Genomic DNA, 17968 nt, shown 5'->3' with positions numbered 1-17968 from the left:
GGTGAGCGGCCTTCCCTCCGCCGGCCGGGCGCCGGCATGGCGACCAGGGCGACGGTTCCGGCTTTCTTCGCCATCGGCTTCGGGCTTATGCTGGCGGTTCGCGAAGCGGCCCGCTGGAAAGGCCGCGTCAAAGCGCCGCACATGAACCCATTCGAGGGCAGAGCTGTTACCTTCGTTTTTGCTGCGACGCACAAAAGTCGAAGCCGAGGGGCACGGACCATGCTGCACATCAAAGACATCGAAGCCTTCGCCCGCATCAACGAGGCGCTGAACGAGGAGACGGCGGGGACGCAGGCCGACCAGTCCGGCGACGCCGCCACCGCTCCCCCATCCCATCCCGCCCTGGTGATGGCGATGCTGGCGACCGGCCGCCTGACCCTGTCCGCCTTGTCGAAGACGGCAGCCGCCCCGTCACAGCCGGATGTCCCGGCGCCCTGGGGCCGGCTGTCCCGCCGTTCCTGACGGTCACAGCAGCGAGAGCTGGTCGCCCGCCGCCGGCGGTACCCGGAAGCGGCTGCAATCGAGTCGCCAGTTCCGCTCGCCCAGCCCATGCTTCCGGCAAGCCAGCCTGAAACGGTGGCGCAGCAGTTCGGCATAGGGACCGCTGCCCTTCATCCGGGTCCCGAATCCGGAGCGGTAGAGCGCGCCGTCCCGGCTCTGCCGCATCAGGCTCAGCACGCGGTCGGCGCGGTTGGCGGCGTGGACGCGCAGCCACTCCTCGAACAGGCCGGCGATCTCCAGCGGCAGGCGCAGCAGGATATAGCTCGCCGCCGTCGCCCCGGCGTCCGCCGCCGCCGCCAGGATCGCCTCCAGCTCATGGTCGTTCAGGGCGGGGATCATCGGGCTGGCGAGAACGGCCACCGGCACGCCGGCCTCCGCCAGGGCGCGGATGGTCTCCAGCCGGCGTGGCGGGGTGCCGGCCCGCGGCTCCATCACGCGGGCGAGGTCGCGGTCCAGGGTGGTGACGGAGATCGCGACCGAGGCCAGCCCGCTGGCGGCCATCGGCGCCAGGATGTCGAGATCGCGCAGCACCAGCGCCGATTTGGTGATGATGGTGACCGGCTGGTTGAAATCGCGGCAGACCTCCAGCACGCGCCGGGTGATGCCCTCCGTCCGTTCGATGGGCTGGTAGGCGTCGGTGTTGGCGCCCAGCGCCAGCGGCTGGCAGACATAGGATTTCGCCCGCAGCTCCTTGGCCAGCAGCTCCGCCGCGTTGCGCTTGGCGAACAGCTTCGTTTCGAAATCCAGTCCGGGCGACAGGTTGAGATAGGCGTGGGTCGGTCGGGCGAAGCAGTAGATGCAGGCGTGCTCGCAGCCCTGGTAGGGGTTCACCGACTGGTCGAAGGCGACGTCGGGCGACTGGTTGCGGGCGATGATCGATCGGGCCGAGGCGGCGGAGACGGTGGTGCGCACCGGATCGGACAGCACGTCGTTGGCGCCGCCGTCATAGCCGGTCCAGCCGTCGTCGGTCAGGACGCGGGTCTCGCGCTCATACCGTCCGGTGGCGTTGCTGACCGCCCCGCGGCCCTTGATCGGTGGTCGCCTTATCTCGTCCATGTCCGCAGCTTAGCCGCCGAGAGGTAGAACGTAAAGTGAACAAACGGGGCGGCGGCCGGTCCATCGATCACCCTACCCAACAAACATAAAGATATCTTTATGCTTGCGCGGCTTTAGGCGCGCTGATACACCCTTGGCAAAGTACAGCGGCAGGGCCGGGGATCCGGCGCGCCTGAAACCGCTGCCCAGTCACACCGCCCACCAGGAGTCATCCCTCATGGCCGCCGAATTCACGGACTACAAGGTCAAGGACATCAGCCTCGCGAGCTGGGGCCGCAAGGAGATCACCATCGCCGAGACCGAGATGCCGGGCCTGATGGCTCTGCGGTCGGAATTCGGCGACGCCAAGCCGCTGGCCGGCGCCCGCATCGTCGGCTGCCTGCACATGACCATCCAGACCGCCGTCCTGATCGAGACGCTGACGGCGCTGGGCGCCACCGTGCGCTGGTCGTCCTGCAACATCTTCTCGACCCAGGACCAGGCCGCCGCCGCCATCGCCGCCGCCGGCATCCCGGTCTTCGCCTGGAAGGGCGAGACGGAGGAGGAGTTCTGGTGGTGCATCGAGCAGACGCTGCGCGGCCCCGATGGCTGGACCCCGAACATGATCCTGGACGATGGCGGCGACGTCACCCAGATCATGCACGACAAGTATCCGGCGATGCTGGACGATGTCCGCGGCCTGTCGGAGGAGACCACCACCGGTGTCCACCGTCTCTATGAGATGATGAAGAAGGGCACGCTGAAGGTTCCGGCCATCAACGTGAACGACAGCGTCACCAAGTCGAAGTTCGACAACCTCTATGGCTGCCGCGAGTCGCTGGTCGACGGCATCAAGCGCGCCACCGACGTGATGGTCGCCGGCAAGGTCGCCGTGGTCGCCGGCTATGGCGATGTCGGCAAGGGCTCGGCCGCCTCGCTGCGCTCGCAGGGGGCGCGCGTCATGGTGACGGAGATCGACCCGATCAACGCGCTCCAGGCCGCGATGGAAGGCTATCAGGTCATCACCATGGACGAGGCGGCGCCGCTGGGCGACATCTTCGTCACGGCGACCGGCAACGTCGACGTCATCACGATCGACCACATGCGGGCCATGAAGGACCGCGCCATCGTCTGCAACATCGGCCACTTCGACAGCGAGATCCAGATCGACGCCCTGCGCAATCTGGTCTGGGAAGAGGTCAAGCCGCAGGTCGACGAGGTGGTGTTTCCCGACGGCAAGCGCCTGATCGTCCTGGCCCAGGGCCGTCTGGTCAATCTGGGCTGCGCCACCGGCCACCCCAGCTTCGTGATGAGCGCCAGCTTCACCAACCAGGTGCTGGCCCAGATCGAGCTGTGGACCAACGCCGCCAAGTACGAGAACAAGGTCTACGTCCTGCCCAAGCATCTGGACGAGAAGGTCGCCCGCCTGCATCTGGACAAGATCGGCGCCAAGCTGACCACCCTGACCGAAAAGCAGGCCGCCTACATCAGCGTTCCGACCGCCGGCCCGTACAAGCCGGACCATTACCGCTACTGAGCGGACGTGGGGTTGACTGAAGAAGGGCCGTCCCGGTGGGGCGGCCCTTCTTTCTTTGTCTGCTCTTCAAATGAAAAGTCAGTTTCTGTTCTGGGTCCCTGCGCTCAGCCACTCCACCATCCCCTTGCCGGCCGCGGCACCCATGGCGAAGCAGCCCTGCAACAGATAGCCGCCGGTCGGCGCCTCCCAGTCCAGCATCTCGCCGGCCAGGAACAGGCCGGGGCGGCGGGTCAGCATCAGCCGTTCGTCCAGTTCCGCCAGGCGGACGCCGCCGGCCGAGGAGATCGCCCGCTCGATCGGGCGGACGCCGGTCAACACCACCGCCAGACCCTTGATCTGCCGGGCCAGCGCCACCGGATCGGTCAGGTCGGCGGCGGGAGCGAACTCGCGCAGCAGGGCGGCGCGCGGGCCGGTCAGGGACAGCGACTTCTTCAGGAAGGTCGACAGCGACTCGGCGCCGCGGCGGCGCAGGCGCTTGACCAGTTCGGCCTCCGCCATGTCCGGCAGCAGGTCCAGCGTCAGGGTCGCCCAGCCCTCCGTCGCGATGGCGTCGCGCAGCGGGGCGCTCAGCGCGTAGACCGCGCCGCCTTCGATCCCGGTTTCGGTGATGACGAACTCACCCTTCAGGCGGCGGCCGGCGGCGGACAAGCCGACGCTCTTCACCGGCTGGCCGGCGAAACGGTCGCGCAGATGGTCGGACCAGGGCACCTCGAAGCCCATGTTGGACGGCGCCAGCGGCGCCACCTCCACCCCCAGCCCTTCCAGCAGCGGGAGCCAGCCGCCGTCGGACCCGGTGCGCGGCCAGCTCGCCCCGCCCAGCGCCAGCAGGGTGGCGCGCGGGGTGACGGTGACGCTCTCCTCCCCATGGCGGAAGATCAGGGCGCCGGTCTCGTCCCAGCCGGTCCAGCGGTGGCGGCTGTGCAGGGTCACGCCCAGCCCGTCCAGCCGGCGCAACCAGGCGCGGACCAGGGTGGAGGCCTTCATCCGCACCGGGAAGACGCGGCCGCTGCTGCCGACGAAGGTCTCGATGCCCAGCCCGGCCGCCCAGCCGCGCAGGTCGTCGGGCGAAAAGCCGGCGAGCAGATGGCGGAACAGCGGTTCGGCGGCGCCATAGCGCGGCAGGAAACGGTCGAGCTGTTCCGAATGGGTCAGGTTCAGCCCGCCGCGCCCGGCCAGCAGCAGCTTGCGCGCCGGGGTGGGCGTGTGGTCGAACACGGCGACCCCGAGGCCGGCGGATGCCGCGATCTCCGCCGCCATCAACCCGGCGGGGCCGGCGCCGACAATGGCCACGTCAGGGATGGGATGGGGCACTGGAAAACGCTCTCTCAAATAAGGACTTGCCCCCGCCCGTTCCTCCGTCTCGCGGGGATGGGCGGGGGCATTCGGGTCTCGGCCTCGGCTCCTTGACTCAGTCCTCGTAATCCTGGTCCTGCGCCACTTCCTCGGCCAGATCGGCGGCGAGGTCGGCGAAATAGCCGGCATCGACGTCCAGCCCATTCTCCTCGCAGATGCGCATGAAGATGCGGTAGGCGTGCAGGATGGCGACGTCGAGGACGACGAGATCGCCTTCCTCGCTGTGGCGGTCGGCGACGTCCCGTTCCTGAAGTGTGGCGACGATGTCGTGCGCGGCGGCCTGCAGGACGGCGTCCATGGCTTGTTTGTGTTGGGTCGACATCGTGAGGATCCTTGTCCCGGTCGTGCTTCGCGTCCCCGCCCGGCCGGACCGGCGCCGCATGGCCGGCGGGGGTGGCCGAACCGTCGGAGGAAGCGGGCGCGTCGGGGGCTCCGTTCGTCCGCGAAAGTTCGGCCTCCCCTTTGTTGTAGAATCCTTTTTCACGGCCGAACAAGCCCCTTCACGGGGAGTAGGGGGACGTCCTTCGGACTGTCCGTTCCGTCAGCGCGTTACGGGGGCGAGCAGGGCGGCGCCGACATAGCCCAGCGCCTTGCCCCTGCGCCCGACCTTGTACCAGTCGCCGGCGGCCTCCATCACGGTGACCCGCCCGCCCGCCTCCAGCACGTCCAGCACCTTGGCGTCGCAGACCGGGGCGACCCGCAGGTTGCCGGCGGCGCGCAGCCGGGCGACGGTTCCTTCCGGCAGGCGCGGGCGCTGGGCCCGGTCCGGCAGGCTGTCGGGCAGGGCGCAGCCGCGATCCTCCGGATCGGCCTTGGCATAGCGGTCGGGCTTGGGCGTCGCCGTGGGCTTGGGAGGGGCCGCGACCTCCGCCAGATAGGCGCCGGTGACATAGCCCTGCGGCTTTCCGGCGCGGCCGACCCGTTGCCAGCCGTTGGCCGGCGCCCCGAAGGCGGTCACCCGTTCCCCCTTCTCCACCGTGTCCAGCACCCGGCCCTTGGCGTCCGGCGTTGCCCGCAGATAGAGGCCGGCGGTGGCGGTCACCGTCCGTTGCGCCGGAACGGCCGGGGGCTGGACGGGAGGGGGCTGGGAGGGGGGCGGCTCCTTGGCCTCCGTCTCGGGAGGCGGGACGCTCAGTGGTTTCGGTGGCGGAAGCGGCGGAGCCGTGACGGCAGCCGCCTCCACGGTTTTCAGCGTGGGCCGGGTGGGATCGGGCCGGGCCGGGGAGGGCTGTGGGCCGGGTGGTGATAACGGCGCTGCCACTTCGGGCGGATGGTCCCACACCACGCCGGGCGTCAGCGGCGGCGAGAGGCGTTGTCCCGGTGTCAGGCGGGGAAGGGCGACGATGGGGGCGGGGGAGGGTGTAAGCCGTTCGGTGGGAGCCTCGGCATGCGCCGCCGGCGGAAGGGCGGGCGAAAGGATGCCCAGCAGCAGGATCGGCGCCGCGATGCGCAAGGCCCCCTTCCGCCAAGCTCCGGCCATCACGTTCCCCCTCAACCGAGCGTGGCGCGGGCGATCAGCGTCGGCAGCGTCTGGCAGCGCAGCAGCCCGTCCAGCGTCTGATGCTCGGTCAGCCGCAGGGTCAGCGCGCAGCCGAAGGAGTTCACCGACAATTCGGTCTGCGCCAGGGTACCGACGATGCTGGACGGCCGCGCGATGCTGTAGCCGGGGGCGCCCAGCTTGCCGGCCAGGGCGCCGTTGATCGGGTTGAAGCCGTCGATCTCCAGCGTCATCGGCCCCAGATTCTGAACCACGACCTCGGAACTCGGATCCTCCTTGGTGGCATAGAGCTGGATCGGGATGGCGCGGCGGCGGGCGATCCAATCCTTCAGCGCCAGATTGGCGACCACCGGATCGCGGCTCTGCAACGCCGCCTCGATCGCCGTCTGGCGCAGCGCCGGGTCGTTGCCGCCCAGCGCCGCCTCGAAGGCGGCGAGCCGCGCCGCGCGGTCGCCGCCGGTCAGCTTGCCGCGCAGATCGGCGATCTGGGCGATGCGCGCTTCGACCGCCCGGCGTTCCGTCTCGGCGCGGGCCGCTTCGGCCTTGGCGGCGGCGGTCTGCTGGGCCAGCCGCTCCTCGTCGCGCCGGCGGCGTTCGGTGTCCTCGGCCAGCCGCTGGGCGGCGTCGCGGTCGAGCTGCTCCCGCAGGCTCCTGGCCTCCGCTGTGCCCAGCACGACCGTGCGGCCGGGCAGTTCGGCGGCCGGCTTGCCGATGCCGTCGAACAGGCCGGGATTTTGCGGCGTCAGCGCCACCGTCCAGCCATTGGCGCCGCGTGTGGCGAGCGCCGTCGCCACCCAGCTCTTGACCAGTCCGGCCTCCGCCGCGGGGCGCAGGAAGCTCACCGGCCCCTCGCGGCTGTCCACGACATAGGTCGGACCGCCCAGAACCAGCTTCGCCGTCACCCGGGCCGCCAGTTGCGGGGCGGCGGATGGGGAAGCGGGCAGCGGTTCCACGGTCAGCGTTTCGATGCGCCAGGGCGCCGGCAGCAGCGCCTCGATCCGGGGGCGCAGGACGGGGGCCGGGATCGTCCCGTCCGGTGTGGCATCGGCGGCTTCCGCCGCCCTGGCGCCGCCGGCTGGTGCGGTGACGGCGATCCATCCGACCGAAAGGGCGGCAATCAGGCCGGCCCCGATACCGACCGCGAATCGTCCGTTTCCCGGTCGCTTCATCGCCGATCCTCGCCCCTTCTTCCGTCGTCCGGGCCTGTTCCGTTCCATCGGCTCCCGTCCGGTTCCCGCAGGAATGCCCCGGCACTGGTATAGCGAAGGTGCCGGTCAAGGGAAGCGGCTTTTCCCGGCCATTTGCCGATCTTCGGTTGGACGCAATACCCGCCTGTGCCCGATTGTCGCGATAAGCCGCAGCCATGGGTCGAATTGGACTTGGATGGCACACGCCACTTGCAATATGGTCACACAAATGGATGTATTGCCTCGCATCGAGCGATCGGGGCGCGCAACGGATGGGGAACGGGGTTTCCGATGGGGGGCACGGGCGGAGGCAAGGAAGGACCGGGGCTGCTCTGCCGCAATGTGAAAGTGAGCGGTCGCCGGACCAGCTTGAGGATGGAGCCGTATATCTGGGATTCGCTAAAGGAAATCTGTGAGCGCGAGCGGCTGACACTGAATGAAATCTGCACCCAGATCGACGAGCGTCGGGGAGACTCGAACCTGACCGCCTCGATCCGTGTCTTCATCGTCAGCTATTACCGCACGGCGACCAGTGGCCGCGGTTTCGCCGAAGAAGGCCAGTCGCCCCTGCTGCGCCGGGCGATGGACGACGCCGTCCCGCTGGACTGATGGGAGCGGGCGGAGAGCCGTCCGCTCCATTCCCTGGAGCTTACCAGCGCAGGTTGGGCACCGCATAGGTGGGCATATGGCCCGACGCATCGGCGAGCGCGCGCAGATTGACCGGATCGACGGCTTCGCCCCAGGCCGCCCCGCCCAGCTCCTCCTGGTGGATGCCGGCGGTGACCAGGGTGACGTCGATGCCGGCGGCGTTGGCACCGGCCACATCGGTGCGCAGGCTGTCGCCCACCGCCAGGATGCGGCTCTTGTCGGCGATGCCCAGCAGCTTGAAGCAACGCTCGTAGACGGGGGCATGGGGCTTGCCGTGCTGGCGCACGTCCCCGCCCATCTCCTCGTAGCGGGCGGCCAGCGTGCCGGCGCAGATCACCATCATCGGTCCGACCATCACCACCAGATCGGGGTTGGCGCAGATCATCGGCAGGCCGGCGGCCAGACAAGCGTCCAACTGCGGCTGATAGTCCGCCACCGTCTCGCCGAAGGTGACGATGCCGGTGTTGACGACGAAATCGGCCTCCTCCGGGGTCGCCGCGATCTCGTAGCCGAGTCCGTCATAGACGTCGGTGTCGCGATCCGGGCCGATGTGGTAGAGGCGCCGGCCCAGCGCCGCGTGCCAGGGATCGTCGCGGTCGCGCAGGGCCTCGTAGGTGGCTTCGCCCGACGTCATCACATGGTGGTAGCGCTCGCGCCCCAGCCCCATGCCGTCCAGCTTCCCGATCACGCCGGGGGTGCGGCGCGGCGCGTTGGACAGCAGGCACAGGGTCTTGCCGGCCGCGCGCATGCGGTCCAGGCAGTCGGGCACACCGGGATAGGGCTGTTCGCCGTCATGCAGAACGCCCCACAGGTCGAGGATGAACCCGTCATAGCGGTCGATCACGGCGGCGATGCCGGAAATCTGTCGGATGTCGGCCATGGTGTCCGGTCGGTTGGATGGTGGGGAGGGCGCGGATCGCGTCAACGGCGCGGTGTCAGCGTGGTTGCAGCAACTCCGCATAGACCGCCAGCGTGTCGGCGCACATGCGGTCCCTGGTGTAGCGGTCGGCGACGAAGGCCATGGCGCGGGCGCCGATCGCCTCGCGCTGCTCCGGGGTCAGCGACAGCGCCTCGTCCAGCGCGCGGGCCAGCGCGTCGGGATCGTCCGGCGGCACCACCCAGGCGGTCTCGCCGGGAAGGACGGTCTCCTGATAGGCGCCGATGGCCGAGACGATCACCGGCTTGCCCATCGCCTGGGCCTCCACGATCACCCGTCCGAAGGCTTCCGGCTCGCGCGAGGCCGAGACGACCACCGTCGACAACAGATAGGCGGCGGCCATGTCGCCGCAATGGTCGGTCATCCGCACCATGCCGCGCAGGCCGGCGTTGGCGATGCGGTTCTCCAACTCCTCCCGGTAGCCGGTGCGGCCCTGATCGGAGCCGACCAGCAGCGCCAGCACGTCCCGGCGCCCCAGCCTGGCCAGCGCGTCGATCAGCACGGTCTGCCCCTTCCAGCGGGTCAGCCGGCCGGGCAGCAGGATCACCGGCCGGTCGTCGGGCAGGTTCCATTGCTTGGCGAGCGTCACCAGCCGCGCCGGGCTGACCCGGTCGGGGGCGAAGACGCCGCGGTCGATGCCACGATGAATGACGCGCACGCGGTTGGGATCAACCGGGTAGTTGCCCAGCACATGGTCGCGGATGAAGCCGGAGATGGCGATCACCCGTTCGCCGCGCGCCATCACCGAATTGTACCAGCGCTTCAGCCGGCCGGTGACCGGACCGCTGCCGAAATTATAGGGGGCGTGGAAGGTGGTCATGTAGCGGGCGCCGGTCTCGCGGCAGGCCAGCCAGGCGCTCCAGGCCGGCGCGCGCGATCGGGCGTGGACGATGTCCACCTTGTGCTCGCGGATGATGGCGGCCAGCCGGCGGGCGTTGCGGCGGATGGTCAGCGGATTCTTGGAGGCCAGCGGCAGCGTCAGATGGGCGATGCGGGCGCGGTCCAGTTCGCGCACCATCGGCCCGCCCTCCGACGCCACCAGCGGCGTGCCGCCCGCCGTTTGCAGAGCGAGCGCCATGTCGATGCAGCCGCGCTCCGCCCCGCCGGTGACCAGCGTCGGCACCACCTGCAGCACCGTCGGCGCCCGGCCGCCCGGCCACTCTCCCGGCCAACCTTCCGGCGACTGGCCGGCCGGGGTGTCCTGTTTGGCGTCCGCGTTGCGCGGGGAACGGTCGGTGGTAAGGTGGGGGTCGAAATCCATGATGCCGGCTGCTCGCAAGAGGCGGTCCGGGAACGGCGGCGGCCTCCGGCATGTCGATGCCCGTCGAGCCCGGTGCCCGACCCGAGTGCCGGTGTCCGTTGTCGAAGGTGAGCGTATGACCGAGACCGCAGCCCAACCGGGCGGCGCGCACCATAGCCTAACGCGCGGTGCCGCGACCATAGCCTATCACCACACCCCTGCCGGTCCCTCCGGGCAGGGCAAGCCGGGCGTGATGTTCCTGGGCGGCTTCATGTCCGACATGACCGGCGGCAAGGCGACGGCGTTGGAGGCCTGGGCGGTGGCGCGTGGCCTGTCCTTCACCCGCTTCGACTATCAGGGCCATGGCGCCTCCAGCGGGCGCTTCGCCGACGGCACCATCGGCCTGTGGGCCGACGACGCGCTGGCGGTGCTGGACCGGGTGACGGCGGGGCCGCAGATCCTGGTCGGCTCCTCGATGGGCGGCTGGATGATGTTGTTGACGGCACTCCGCCGGCCGGAGCGGGTCGCCGGGCTGGTCGGCATCGCGCCGGCTCCCGACTTCACCGAAGACCTGATGTGGGACATCTTCGACGCCGGGGTGCGCCGGCTGATCCTGGAGGAGGGGGTATGGAACCGCCCGTCCGAGTACGGTCCCGAACCGCAGCCGATCACCCGCGCCCTGATCGAGGACGGTCGCGACCATCTGCTGCTGCGTGGTCCGATCGCCTTCGGCGGTCCCGTCCGCCTGCTGCACGGCCAGCGCGATCCCGACGTCCCCTGGCAGGTCAGCCTGCGCATCGCCGAGGCGCTGACCGGTGACGACGTGCGCGTCACGCTGGTCAAGGACGGCGATCACCGCCTGTCCCGTCCGCAGGATCTGGAGCTGTTGTGCCGCACCGTCGGCGCCCTGGTGGAGGGGATCGGGGCGGTCTGACCGGGCCGTCAAAAAAACACGGCCCGTGTGAAACGGAGGCTTGCATCCCTGCGAACCTCTGGCTATAACGCGGGCCTCTGCGGAGGGGTGGCCGAGTGGTTGAAGGCGCACGCCTGGAAAGTGTGTATACGTCAAAAGCGTATCGAGGGTTCGAATCCCTCTCCCTCCGCCACGAAATCAGGCTGAAGCGTTGATTTGAATAAATCCGCTTCAGCCTTTTTAATTTGGATAATTTCTTCAGAGCTGACTGTCCCGTTCCGTCAGCGGGGGTGGATTTCCGCGCAGGCGGCGTGGATCGTCCGGCGCAGCCATTGATGGGCGGGCTGGGCGTCCAGGCGGCGGTGCCAGCGCAGGCAGGTGGCGAGACGCGGCGCCGGGAAGGGCAGGTCGCTGACCGCCAGCCCCGTCCGCCGGCACAGTGCCGCCGCCATCCGCCGCCGCATCACGATGAAGAAGTCCTGCGTCTCCAGAACCGCCTCGCAGCCCAACAGCGGCACGGCATGGCGGACCTCGCGCCGCGCGCCATGCTCCTCCAGCCAGCGGTCCAGGAAGTCGGTGTCGTCGCCGGCGGAGGACAGATGCAGATGCGGCCGGGCGGTCAGTTCCTCCACCGTCAGAGGCCTTGTGTCCGCCGCTTCCGCCGGGGTCTTCCGGGCCCGGTGCAGCACGGCGAAATCGTCGGTGAACAGCTCCTCCGACGCGAAGCGCTCCAGCGGGGCGCGGGCCTTGCCGATGAACAGGTCGAGGTCGGCCTCGTCGATCATCCGGTCGATGTCGAGCGTCCCGCTCGGACGCAGCTCGAGCCGCAGCAGTGGTGCCGCGGCCGACACCGCGGCCAGGATCGGGGCCGAGAGCGACACCGCGCTGGCGTTGTCGAGGGCGATGGTGAAACGCTGCGTCGCCGTCGCCGGATCGAACGGTCCCGATTGCAGGCCCAGTTCGAGATAGCTCAGCGCCTGCCGCACCGGGCCCGCCAGCTGCTCCGCGCGGGCCGTCGGCAGCATTCCCCGCGCCGACCGCACGAACAGGTCGTCCTTCAGCGCATGGCGCAGCCGGGCGAGCGCGTGGCTGGCCGCCGGCTGGCTCATGCCGAGGCGCTCGGCGGCGCGCAGGATGTTGCCTTCCCGGAAGATGCTGTCGAACACGCGCAGCAGGTTCAGGTCGATCGTGGCGATGTTCGGATGATCCATGACGGGCGGCGGCAGCGTTCGGAATGATAATCATATTCATCCGGCGCATGTGGCAATGTCGAGCTTTCATTTCCGCCCGTCCGGCCGCGCGGGGCATAACCCTCCTCGGAAAAAGGTCTGCCGCGCCGGCGGCGACCGGCCAGCGACTCCATCTGGCAACTCCATCTGGCAACTCCCCGGAAAACGGAGCCTTCATCATCATGCCCACCCCCTTCCGTCATTCCGTCATCGCCGCATCGCGGGCGGCTCTCGGCGTCGTCCTGGCCGCTGTCCTGTTCACGGCGGTCCAGGCGCCGACATCGGTGCGCGCCGCCGAGCTGGTCGATGTGCTCGGCCGTCCTGTGACGGTGCCCGACCATGTCGAGCGGGTGGTGTTGGGGGAAGGGCGGCTGTTCTACGCGATGGCGGTTCTTGACCGGGACGCCCCCTTCAAGCGCATCGCCGGCTGGCAGAACGACCTGCGCAAGCTGGACGCCAAGACCTTCGACGGCTATGTCGCGCAATATCCGGAGGCGGCCAGGATCCCGCTGATCGGCGAAACCTCCGAACAGAGCGTCAGCGTCGAGCGGATCCTGGCGCTGAAGCCCGACCTCGCCGTCTTCAGCATTTCCGGCCATGGCCCGACCGAGCACAGCCCGGTGGCCGACGTTCTGGCGCAGGCCGGTGTTCCGGTCGTCTTCGTCGATTTCCGCGTCCATCCGATCGACGGCACCCGGCAGAGCTTCACCGCGCTCGGCAAGGCGCTGGGGCGGGAGGCCGAGGCCACGGCCTATCTCGACTTCTACAACCGCCATCTGGCGCGCATCACCGACGCGGTGTCGTCGCTGCCGGACAGCGCCCGTCCGAAGGTCATGCTGGAACTGCTGGCCGGCGCCTGGCAGTCGCCGGGCCACACCACCGGTGGTGGCGGGATGGGCGAGGTGATCGCCGCTGTCGGCGGCCGCAACATCGCCGCCGGCGTGGTGCCGGGCGCCATCGGCGACATCAGCGTCGAATATGCCCTGACCGCCGATCCCGACGTCTATATCGCCACCGGCAGCCGCAATCCCGGCGTCCTGCTGGGTGCCCAGGCCACGCCGGAAGAGGCGGCGAAGAGCTTCGCCAAGGTGCTCGCCCGTCCGGAATTCGCCGGGCTGCGGGCGATCCGCGACGGGCGTGCCCATGCCCTCTGGCATGAATTCTACAACTCGCCCTACAACATCGTGGCGATCGAGGCGCTGGCGACCTGGATCCATCCGGAGAAATTCGCGGAGGTGAAGCCGCAGCAGACCTTGCAGGAGCTCTATGACCGTTTCCTGCCGTTCAAGCGGAGCGGCACCTATCTGGTCGACGAAGCGCCGAAATCCTGAGACGAAGCGCCCCGTCATGACCGCTCTCGATCACCGTGCCGCCCCTGGTCGCCCTTTGGACCAACCCGGCGGCGTCTCCGCGGCCGGCGATGGCGCCGGGCTGGAAGCCGCCATCGCCGGGCATCGGCGCCGCATGCTCCGCCGCGCCGTCCTGCTCGCCGCCTTCACCCTGGCCATGCTGGTGGCCGGGTTGGCCGACATCGTGACCGGTCCGTCCGGTCTCACCCTGCATGACCTGTTCCGTGCCGTCCTCAGCCCGGCTGAGGTCGAGCGGACCACCGCGGTGATCGTCTGGACGGTGCGGTTGCCCTATGCGGTGATGGCGCTGCTGGTCGGGGCGGTGCTGGGCCTGTCGGGGGTGGAGATGCAGACCATCCTCGACAATCCGCTGGCCAGCCCCTTCACGCTCGGCCTGTCGTCGGCCGCCGCCGTCGGCGCCTCGCTGGCCATCACCTTCCATCTGGCGCCCTTCGGCCTGCCGGAAAGCTGGACGGTGCCGGCGCTGGCCTTCCTCTTCGCCTTCGGGTCGGTGCTTCTGCTCCAGGCCATGGCGCGCCTGGCGCCGGCCGGGCGCGAGACCCTGGTGCTGCTGGGCATCGCGCTGGTGTTCAGTTGCCATGCGCTCGTCGCCCTGCTGCAACTGATCGCGCCGGAGGATGTGCTCCAGCAGCTCGTCTTCTGGACGCTGGGCAGCGTGACCCGCGCGACCTGGGAGAAGATCGGCGTCCTGGCGGCGATCCTGGCGCTGGTGATGCCCTTCTCGATGTCCGCCGCCTGGAGCATGACGGTGCTGCGGCTCGGCGAGGATCGGGCGCTCAGTTTCGGCGTCGATGTGCGGCGGCTGCGCTACGCGTCGCTCATCCGGGTCAGCCTGATCTCCTCCATCGCCGTCGCCTTCGTCGGGCCGATCGGCTTCATCGGGCTGGTCGGGCCGCACATCGCCCGCATGCTGGTGGGCGAGGACCAGCGTTTCCTTCTGCCGACCAGCGCCATGGTCGGCGCGCTGCTGCTGTCGCTCGCCTCGGTCGCCAGCAAGGCGATCATGCCGGGCATCATCGTGCCGGTCGGCATCGTCACCGCGCTGGTCGGCGTGCCGGCCTTCGTCCTCCTCATCCTCCGGCAGCGGCGGTGACCGTCATGGACCAGCAAGTTTCCGATGACCGTTCCGGCGGTCTGGCGGTCGAGGGCGTGTCCCTCGGCTATGGCCGTACGCCGATCATCCAGCACCTCACCCTGCCGACGCTGCGCCAGGGCACGCTCACCGCGCTGATCGGTCCCAACGGGGCGGGGAAATCGACCCTTCTGCGCGGACTGGCCGGGCTTGGAGAGCTGAGCGGACGCGTCCGGCTCGACGGCGCGGACCTGCTCCGTCTGCCGCGGGCGGAGCGGGCGCGGCTGCTCGGCTTCATGCCGCAGTCGTTGCCGCCGCCCATCGGTCTGTCGGTGCTCGAATCGGTGGTCGGCTCCCTGCGCGCCGTTCCCCAGCGGCCGGGTGGCGGAGCGTCCTCCGCGGTGGCGGGCGACCCGGTGCGGCGGGCCTACGCCACGCTCGCCGACATCGGCATCGCCGAGCTCGCCAACCGCGAACTGTCGGCCCTGTCCGGCGGCCAGCGCCAGCTCGCCAGCCTCGCCCAGGCGGTGGCCCGCCGCCCCGCCGTGCTGATGCTGGACGAGCCGACCAGCGCGCTCGACCTGCGGCATCAGACCGTGGTGATGCGGGAGGTCGCGCACCTGACGCGGGAGCATGGCATGGTCACCATCGTGGTCATGCACGACATCGCCCTGGCCGCCCGCCACGCCGACCGGGTCGCCGTGCTGCGTGGCGGCGCCCTTCAGGCTTTCGGTTCGCCGCGGGAGGCGATCACCGCCCGGCTGCTGGCCGAGGTCTACGACATCGAGGCGAGGGTCGAGACCTGTTCGCGCGGCAGCCTCCAGATCATCGTCGATCAAGCGCTCTGACGGCGGTTCCTGACGCCGTCCAAATAGAAAAGCCCGCCCCGCATCCGGCATGTGCCGGGACGGGGCGGGCCACCAGTTTGTTTCCGGTGTCTGGAACTCGCTGTCTGGAACTGGGCGGTCGGCCGATCCTTACTTCGACCGCGAAACGCGGCGCAGGAATTCGATGAACTGCACCTGCTCCTCCGGCGACAGGTCCTTGACCATGCCCTGGTCATGGGCCTGGACGCGCGGGATCAGGTCGTCCATCAGGGCCTGGCCTTCCGGCGACAGGCGCAGCGCGTAGGAGCGGCGGTCGTTGGGCGAGGGAGCGCGCACGACGAGGCCGCGCGACTCGAGCCGGTCGATCACCGCGACCATGGTCGAGCGGTCGATGCCGACCGCCGTGCCCAGGTCGGACTGCGACAGCCCCTCATTCTCCCGGATCATGATCAGCACGCCGAACTGGCCGGGCGTGATGTCGTGCGGAGCGACCGCGTTCTGGAAGCTCTGGAACACCGCGACCTGGGCCTTGCGCAGGTTGTAGCCCACAAGGTTCGGAAGGGGGCCGAGAGCAAGCTTGCCGTTCTTGCCGGGCCGCAGACGCGACCGCCGGTCGGCGGGTGTGGAACGCTCGTTGTCAGTCACCGTGGATGCCATATTTTGGATGAATTATCGGATGAAGGCATAAAATGCGGACAAGGCGTTCGTTTGTCAGCAAGAACTATACAGTTGATAGGCTATGCATATCAGATATGCGTGTGACGTATTGGTGGGAACCTCCACAAATTCCATCTTCAAGAGTCAAGAAGTGATCGACGCCGATTCGACGCCGATCGCCCGCTCCGCGGTCTCCCCTGCCGCGCGCGGGTTTCCGAATCGGAGCTTCCGACGCCCGGTCCCCCCCAGACCGGGCGTCTTCGTTTTACGCCTCCGTCGGGTGGCGGAGTCGAGTCTCTTCCGTCCGCGCATCCGCCATCGCTTCGCGGGGCGGGGCGGATGGCCATGAGTTTGGTTCCGTGCTTGGTTCGGCGCCGGCTTTCGGGTTAGCTGTTCGGCAGTATCCCAACCAGAGATCCGATGCCATGGCCTTCGCCATTCCCCTGTGGTCCCAGCCTGCCATCCCCGTCGTGGGCGGCGATCCGTTTCCGGTGCGCCGCATCTATTGCGTCGGCCGCAACTATGCCGCCCATGCGCGCGAGATGGGCGCCGACCCCGACCGCGAGCCGCCCTTCTTCTTCATGAAGCCGGCCGACGCCATCGTCGCCGATGGCGCCACCATCCCCTATCCGCCCAAGACCGCCAACCTGCACCATGAGATCGAACTGGTGGCGGCGATCAGCGCAGGCGGGCGCGACATTCCGGTCGACCGCGCTCTGGAGCACGTGTTCGGCTATGCCGTTGGGCTCGACATGACCCGCCGCGATCTCCAGAACGCCGCCAAGAAGGAAGGCAAGCCCTGGGACATGGGCAAGGGCTTCGACCAGTCGGCCCCCTGCTCCGCCCTCCGCACCGTCGCCGACATCGGCCATCCGGCCAGGGGCGCCGTCACCCTGCGGGTGAATGGCGAAGTGCGGCAGGCGGGCGACCTCTCCGACCTGATCTGGTCGGTGGCGGAGACGATCTCCTACCTGTCCGGGCTGGTCGAGTTGCAACCGGGCGACCTGATCTACACCGGCACGCCGGAGGGCGTCGGTCCGGTGGTGGCCGGCGACGTGCTGACCGGTGAGGTCGAGGGCGTCGGCACCCTGACCCTGACCATCGCCTGAGCCGCCGGTCATGCGCATCGCGACCTGGAACATCAATTCGGTCCGCATGCGTCTGGACCTCCTCCTCCGCCTGATGGAGGAGGAGCGGCCGGACGTGATCTGCCTGCAGGAAACCAAGGTGGTGGACGCCGACTTCCCGCTCGCCCCCCTGGCGGAGCGTGGCTATGTCCATGCCCACATCCACGGGATGAAGAGCTATAACGGCGTCGCCATCCTGTCGCGCCTGCCCTTCTCTTCGCACGACGTCCAGCATTGGTGCGGCAAGCAGGATTGCCGCCACGCGCTCGCCCGCCTGCCGGGCGGGATCGAGCTGCATTGCGTCTACATCCCCGCCGGCGGCGACATCCCCGACCCGGCGGTGAACGACAAGTTCGCCCACAAGCTCCAGTTCCTCGACGAGATGACCCGCTGGCTCGGCACGGAGCGGACGCCCGACCGGCCGATGGTGCTGGTCGGCGACCTGAACATCGCGCCGCTGGAGCAGGATGTCTGGAGCCACAAGGAGCTGTTGTCGGTGGTCTCGCATACGCCGGTCGAGGTCGAGAGGCTGGCGGCGATGCAGGCCTCGGCCGGCTGGATCGACGCGATGCGCCGCTTCGTCCCGCCGGAGGAGAAGCTCTATACCTGGTGGAGCTACCGGGCGAAGGATTGGGCCGCCTCCAACCGGGGCCGGCGCCTGGACCATATCTGGGTCACGCCGCCGCTGGAAGGCGCGCTGGCCGGCATCAAGGTGCTGCGCGACGCCCGCGGCTGGGACCCCAAGCCGTCGGACCATGTGCCGGTGATCGTGGATCTGGATGTCTGAGGCGCGGGAAGCCTGAAGCGTTGAATATCTGACGGGAAGAAGGCGTGCGG

General features: G+C 69.2%; 18 protein-coding genes and 1 tRNA gene. 10 read left to right on the top strand and 9 right to left on the bottom strand.

The window, feature by feature from the left end; all coding sequences use genetic code 11:
- Positions 1-219: 219 nt before the first annotated feature.
- Complete coding sequence (locus AZL_RS14165; RefSeq protein WP_042443215.1) at positions 220-462, top strand: hypothetical protein; 243 nt, start codon at positions 220-222, stop codon at positions 460-462.
- 3 nt (positions 463-465) lie between these two features.
- Here the strand turns inward: AZL_RS14165 and AZL_RS14160 are convergent, their stop codons facing one another.
- Positions 466-1557, bottom strand: coding sequence for a PA0069 family radical SAM protein (locus tag AZL_RS14160; RefSeq protein WP_012975210.1), 1092 nt, complete (start codon positions 1555-1557; stop codon positions 466-468).
- A 217-nt stretch (positions 1558-1774) separates the two neighbouring features.
- On the opposite strand from AZL_RS14160, the gene ahcY reads away from it, so the two are divergent.
- Positions 1775-3073, top strand: a complete 1299-nt coding sequence (gene ahcY / locus AZL_RS14155; protein WP_012975209.1) for an adenosylhomocysteinase — start codon at positions 1775-1777, stop codon at positions 3071-3073.
- A 78-nt stretch (positions 3074-3151) separates the two neighbouring features.
- On the opposite strand, the gene AZL_RS14150 is transcribed toward ahcY, so the two are convergent.
- The 4 genes from AZL_RS14150 to AZL_RS14135 form a co-directional block, all read right to left on the bottom strand.
- A complete protein-coding gene (locus AZL_RS14150; protein ID WP_042443869.1) occupies positions 3152-4330 on the bottom strand; it encodes an NAD(P)/FAD-dependent oxidoreductase in 1179 nt (392 codons plus the stop codon).
- A 151-nt stretch (positions 4331-4481) separates the two neighbouring features.
- Entirely contained in the window at positions 4482-4748 is a 267-nt protein-coding gene (locus AZL_RS14145) for a hypothetical protein (protein ID WP_042443213.1), read from the bottom strand.
- 219 nt (positions 4749-4967) lie between these two features.
- A complete protein-coding gene (locus AZL_RS14140; protein ID WP_012975207.1) occupies positions 4968-5906 on the bottom strand; it encodes an SH3 domain-containing protein in 939 nt (312 codons plus the stop codon).
- A gap of 11 nt (positions 5907-5917) precedes the next feature.
- On the bottom strand, positions 5918-7093 hold the full coding sequence (locus AZL_RS14135) for a hypothetical protein (RefSeq protein ID WP_148219328.1): 1176 nt from the start codon (positions 7091-7093) through the stop codon (positions 5918-5920).
- Between the two features lie 393 nt (positions 7094-7486).
- Between AZL_RS14135 and AZL_RS14130 the strand changes: the two genes are divergently transcribed.
- Complete coding sequence (locus AZL_RS14130) at positions 7487-7720, top strand: ribbon-helix-helix domain-containing protein (protein ID WP_042443211.1); 234 nt, start codon at positions 7487-7489, stop codon at positions 7718-7720.
- A 40-nt stretch (positions 7721-7760) separates the two neighbouring features.
- Here the strand turns inward: AZL_RS14130 and AZL_RS14125 are convergent, their stop codons facing one another.
- Both AZL_RS14125 and AZL_RS14120 read right to left on the bottom strand, forming a co-directional pair.
- Entirely contained in the window at positions 7761-8639 is an 879-nt protein-coding gene (locus AZL_RS14125) for a TIGR01459 family HAD-type hydrolase (RefSeq protein ID WP_012975204.1), read from the bottom strand.
- Positions 8640-8694: 55 nt separating this feature from the next.
- Positions 8695-9957 (bottom strand): glycosyltransferase family 4 protein, encoded by a 1263-nt coding sequence (locus AZL_RS14120; RefSeq protein ID WP_012975203.1) that lies wholly within the window; start codon positions 9955-9957, stop codon positions 8695-8697.
- A 115-nt stretch (positions 9958-10072) separates the two neighbouring features.
- On the opposite strand from AZL_RS14120, the gene AZL_RS14115 reads away from it, so the two are divergent.
- Together AZL_RS14115 and AZL_RS14110 are read left to right on the top strand one after the other, a co-directional pair.
- Positions 10073-10870, top strand: coding sequence for an alpha/beta hydrolase (locus tag AZL_RS14115; RefSeq protein ID WP_012975202.1), 798 nt, complete (start codon positions 10073-10075; stop codon positions 10868-10870).
- Between the two features lie 81 nt (positions 10871-10951).
- Positions 10952-11042, top strand: a tRNA-Ser gene (locus AZL_RS14110).
- An 88-nt stretch (positions 11043-11130) separates the two neighbouring features.
- Here the strand turns inward: AZL_RS14110 and AZL_RS14105 are convergent.
- The gene (locus AZL_RS14105) at positions 11131-12060 is read right to left on the bottom strand and encodes a LysR family transcriptional regulator (protein WP_012975201.1); all 930 of its coding nucleotides are present in this window, start codon (positions 12058-12060) and stop codon (positions 11131-11133) included.
- A 200-nt stretch (positions 12061-12260) separates the two neighbouring features.
- Here AZL_RS14105 and AZL_RS14100 point away from each other — a divergent pair, with 200 nt between their 5' ends.
- From AZL_RS14100 to AZL_RS14090, 3 genes are read left to right on the top strand one after another with little or no spacing between them, the layout of a single operon-like run.
- Entirely contained in the window at positions 12261-13409 is a 1149-nt protein-coding gene (locus AZL_RS14100) for an ABC transporter substrate-binding protein (RefSeq protein ID WP_042443209.1), read from the top strand.
- A gap of 16 nt (positions 13410-13425) precedes the next feature.
- The gene (locus tag AZL_RS14095) at positions 13426-14541 is read left to right on the top strand and encodes a FecCD family ABC transporter permease (RefSeq protein WP_042443207.1); all 1116 of its coding nucleotides are present in this window, start codon (positions 13426-13428) and stop codon (positions 14539-14541) included.
- Between the two features lie 5 nt (positions 14542-14546).
- The gene (locus AZL_RS14090) at positions 14547-15368 is read left to right on the top strand and encodes an ABC transporter ATP-binding protein (protein ID WP_042443863.1); all 822 of its coding nucleotides are present in this window, start codon (positions 14547-14549) and stop codon (positions 15366-15368) included.
- A gap of 129 nt (positions 15369-15497) precedes the next feature.
- On the opposite strand, the gene AZL_RS14085 is transcribed toward AZL_RS14090, so the two are convergent.
- A complete protein-coding gene (locus AZL_RS14085; protein WP_247894225.1) occupies positions 15498-15992 on the bottom strand; it encodes a MarR family winged helix-turn-helix transcriptional regulator in 495 nt (164 codons plus the stop codon).
- 437 nt (positions 15993-16429) lie between these two features.
- Between AZL_RS14085 and AZL_RS14080 the strand changes: the two genes are divergently transcribed.
- Both AZL_RS14080 and xth read left to right on the top strand, forming a co-directional pair.
- Positions 16430-17113: a fumarylacetoacetate hydrolase family protein gene (locus tag AZL_RS14080; RefSeq protein WP_012975196.1), complete on the top strand. Its 684-nt coding sequence runs from the start codon at positions 16430-16432 to the stop codon at positions 17111-17113.
- 10 nt (positions 17114-17123) lie between these two features.
- Complete coding sequence (xth, locus tag AZL_RS14075; protein WP_012975195.1) at positions 17124-17918, top strand: exodeoxyribonuclease III; 795 nt, start codon at positions 17124-17126, stop codon at positions 17916-17918.
- Positions 17919-17968: the final 50 nt, after the last annotated feature.

It is taken from the genome of Azospirillum sp. B510, assembly GCF_000010725.1.
GTDB lineage: Bacteria > Pseudomonadota > Alphaproteobacteria > Azospirillales > Azospirillaceae > Azospirillum > Azospirillum lipoferum_B.
Note: the sequence above shows the minus strand (reverse complement) of the source record. Positions and strands in the feature narration are given on the sequence as shown.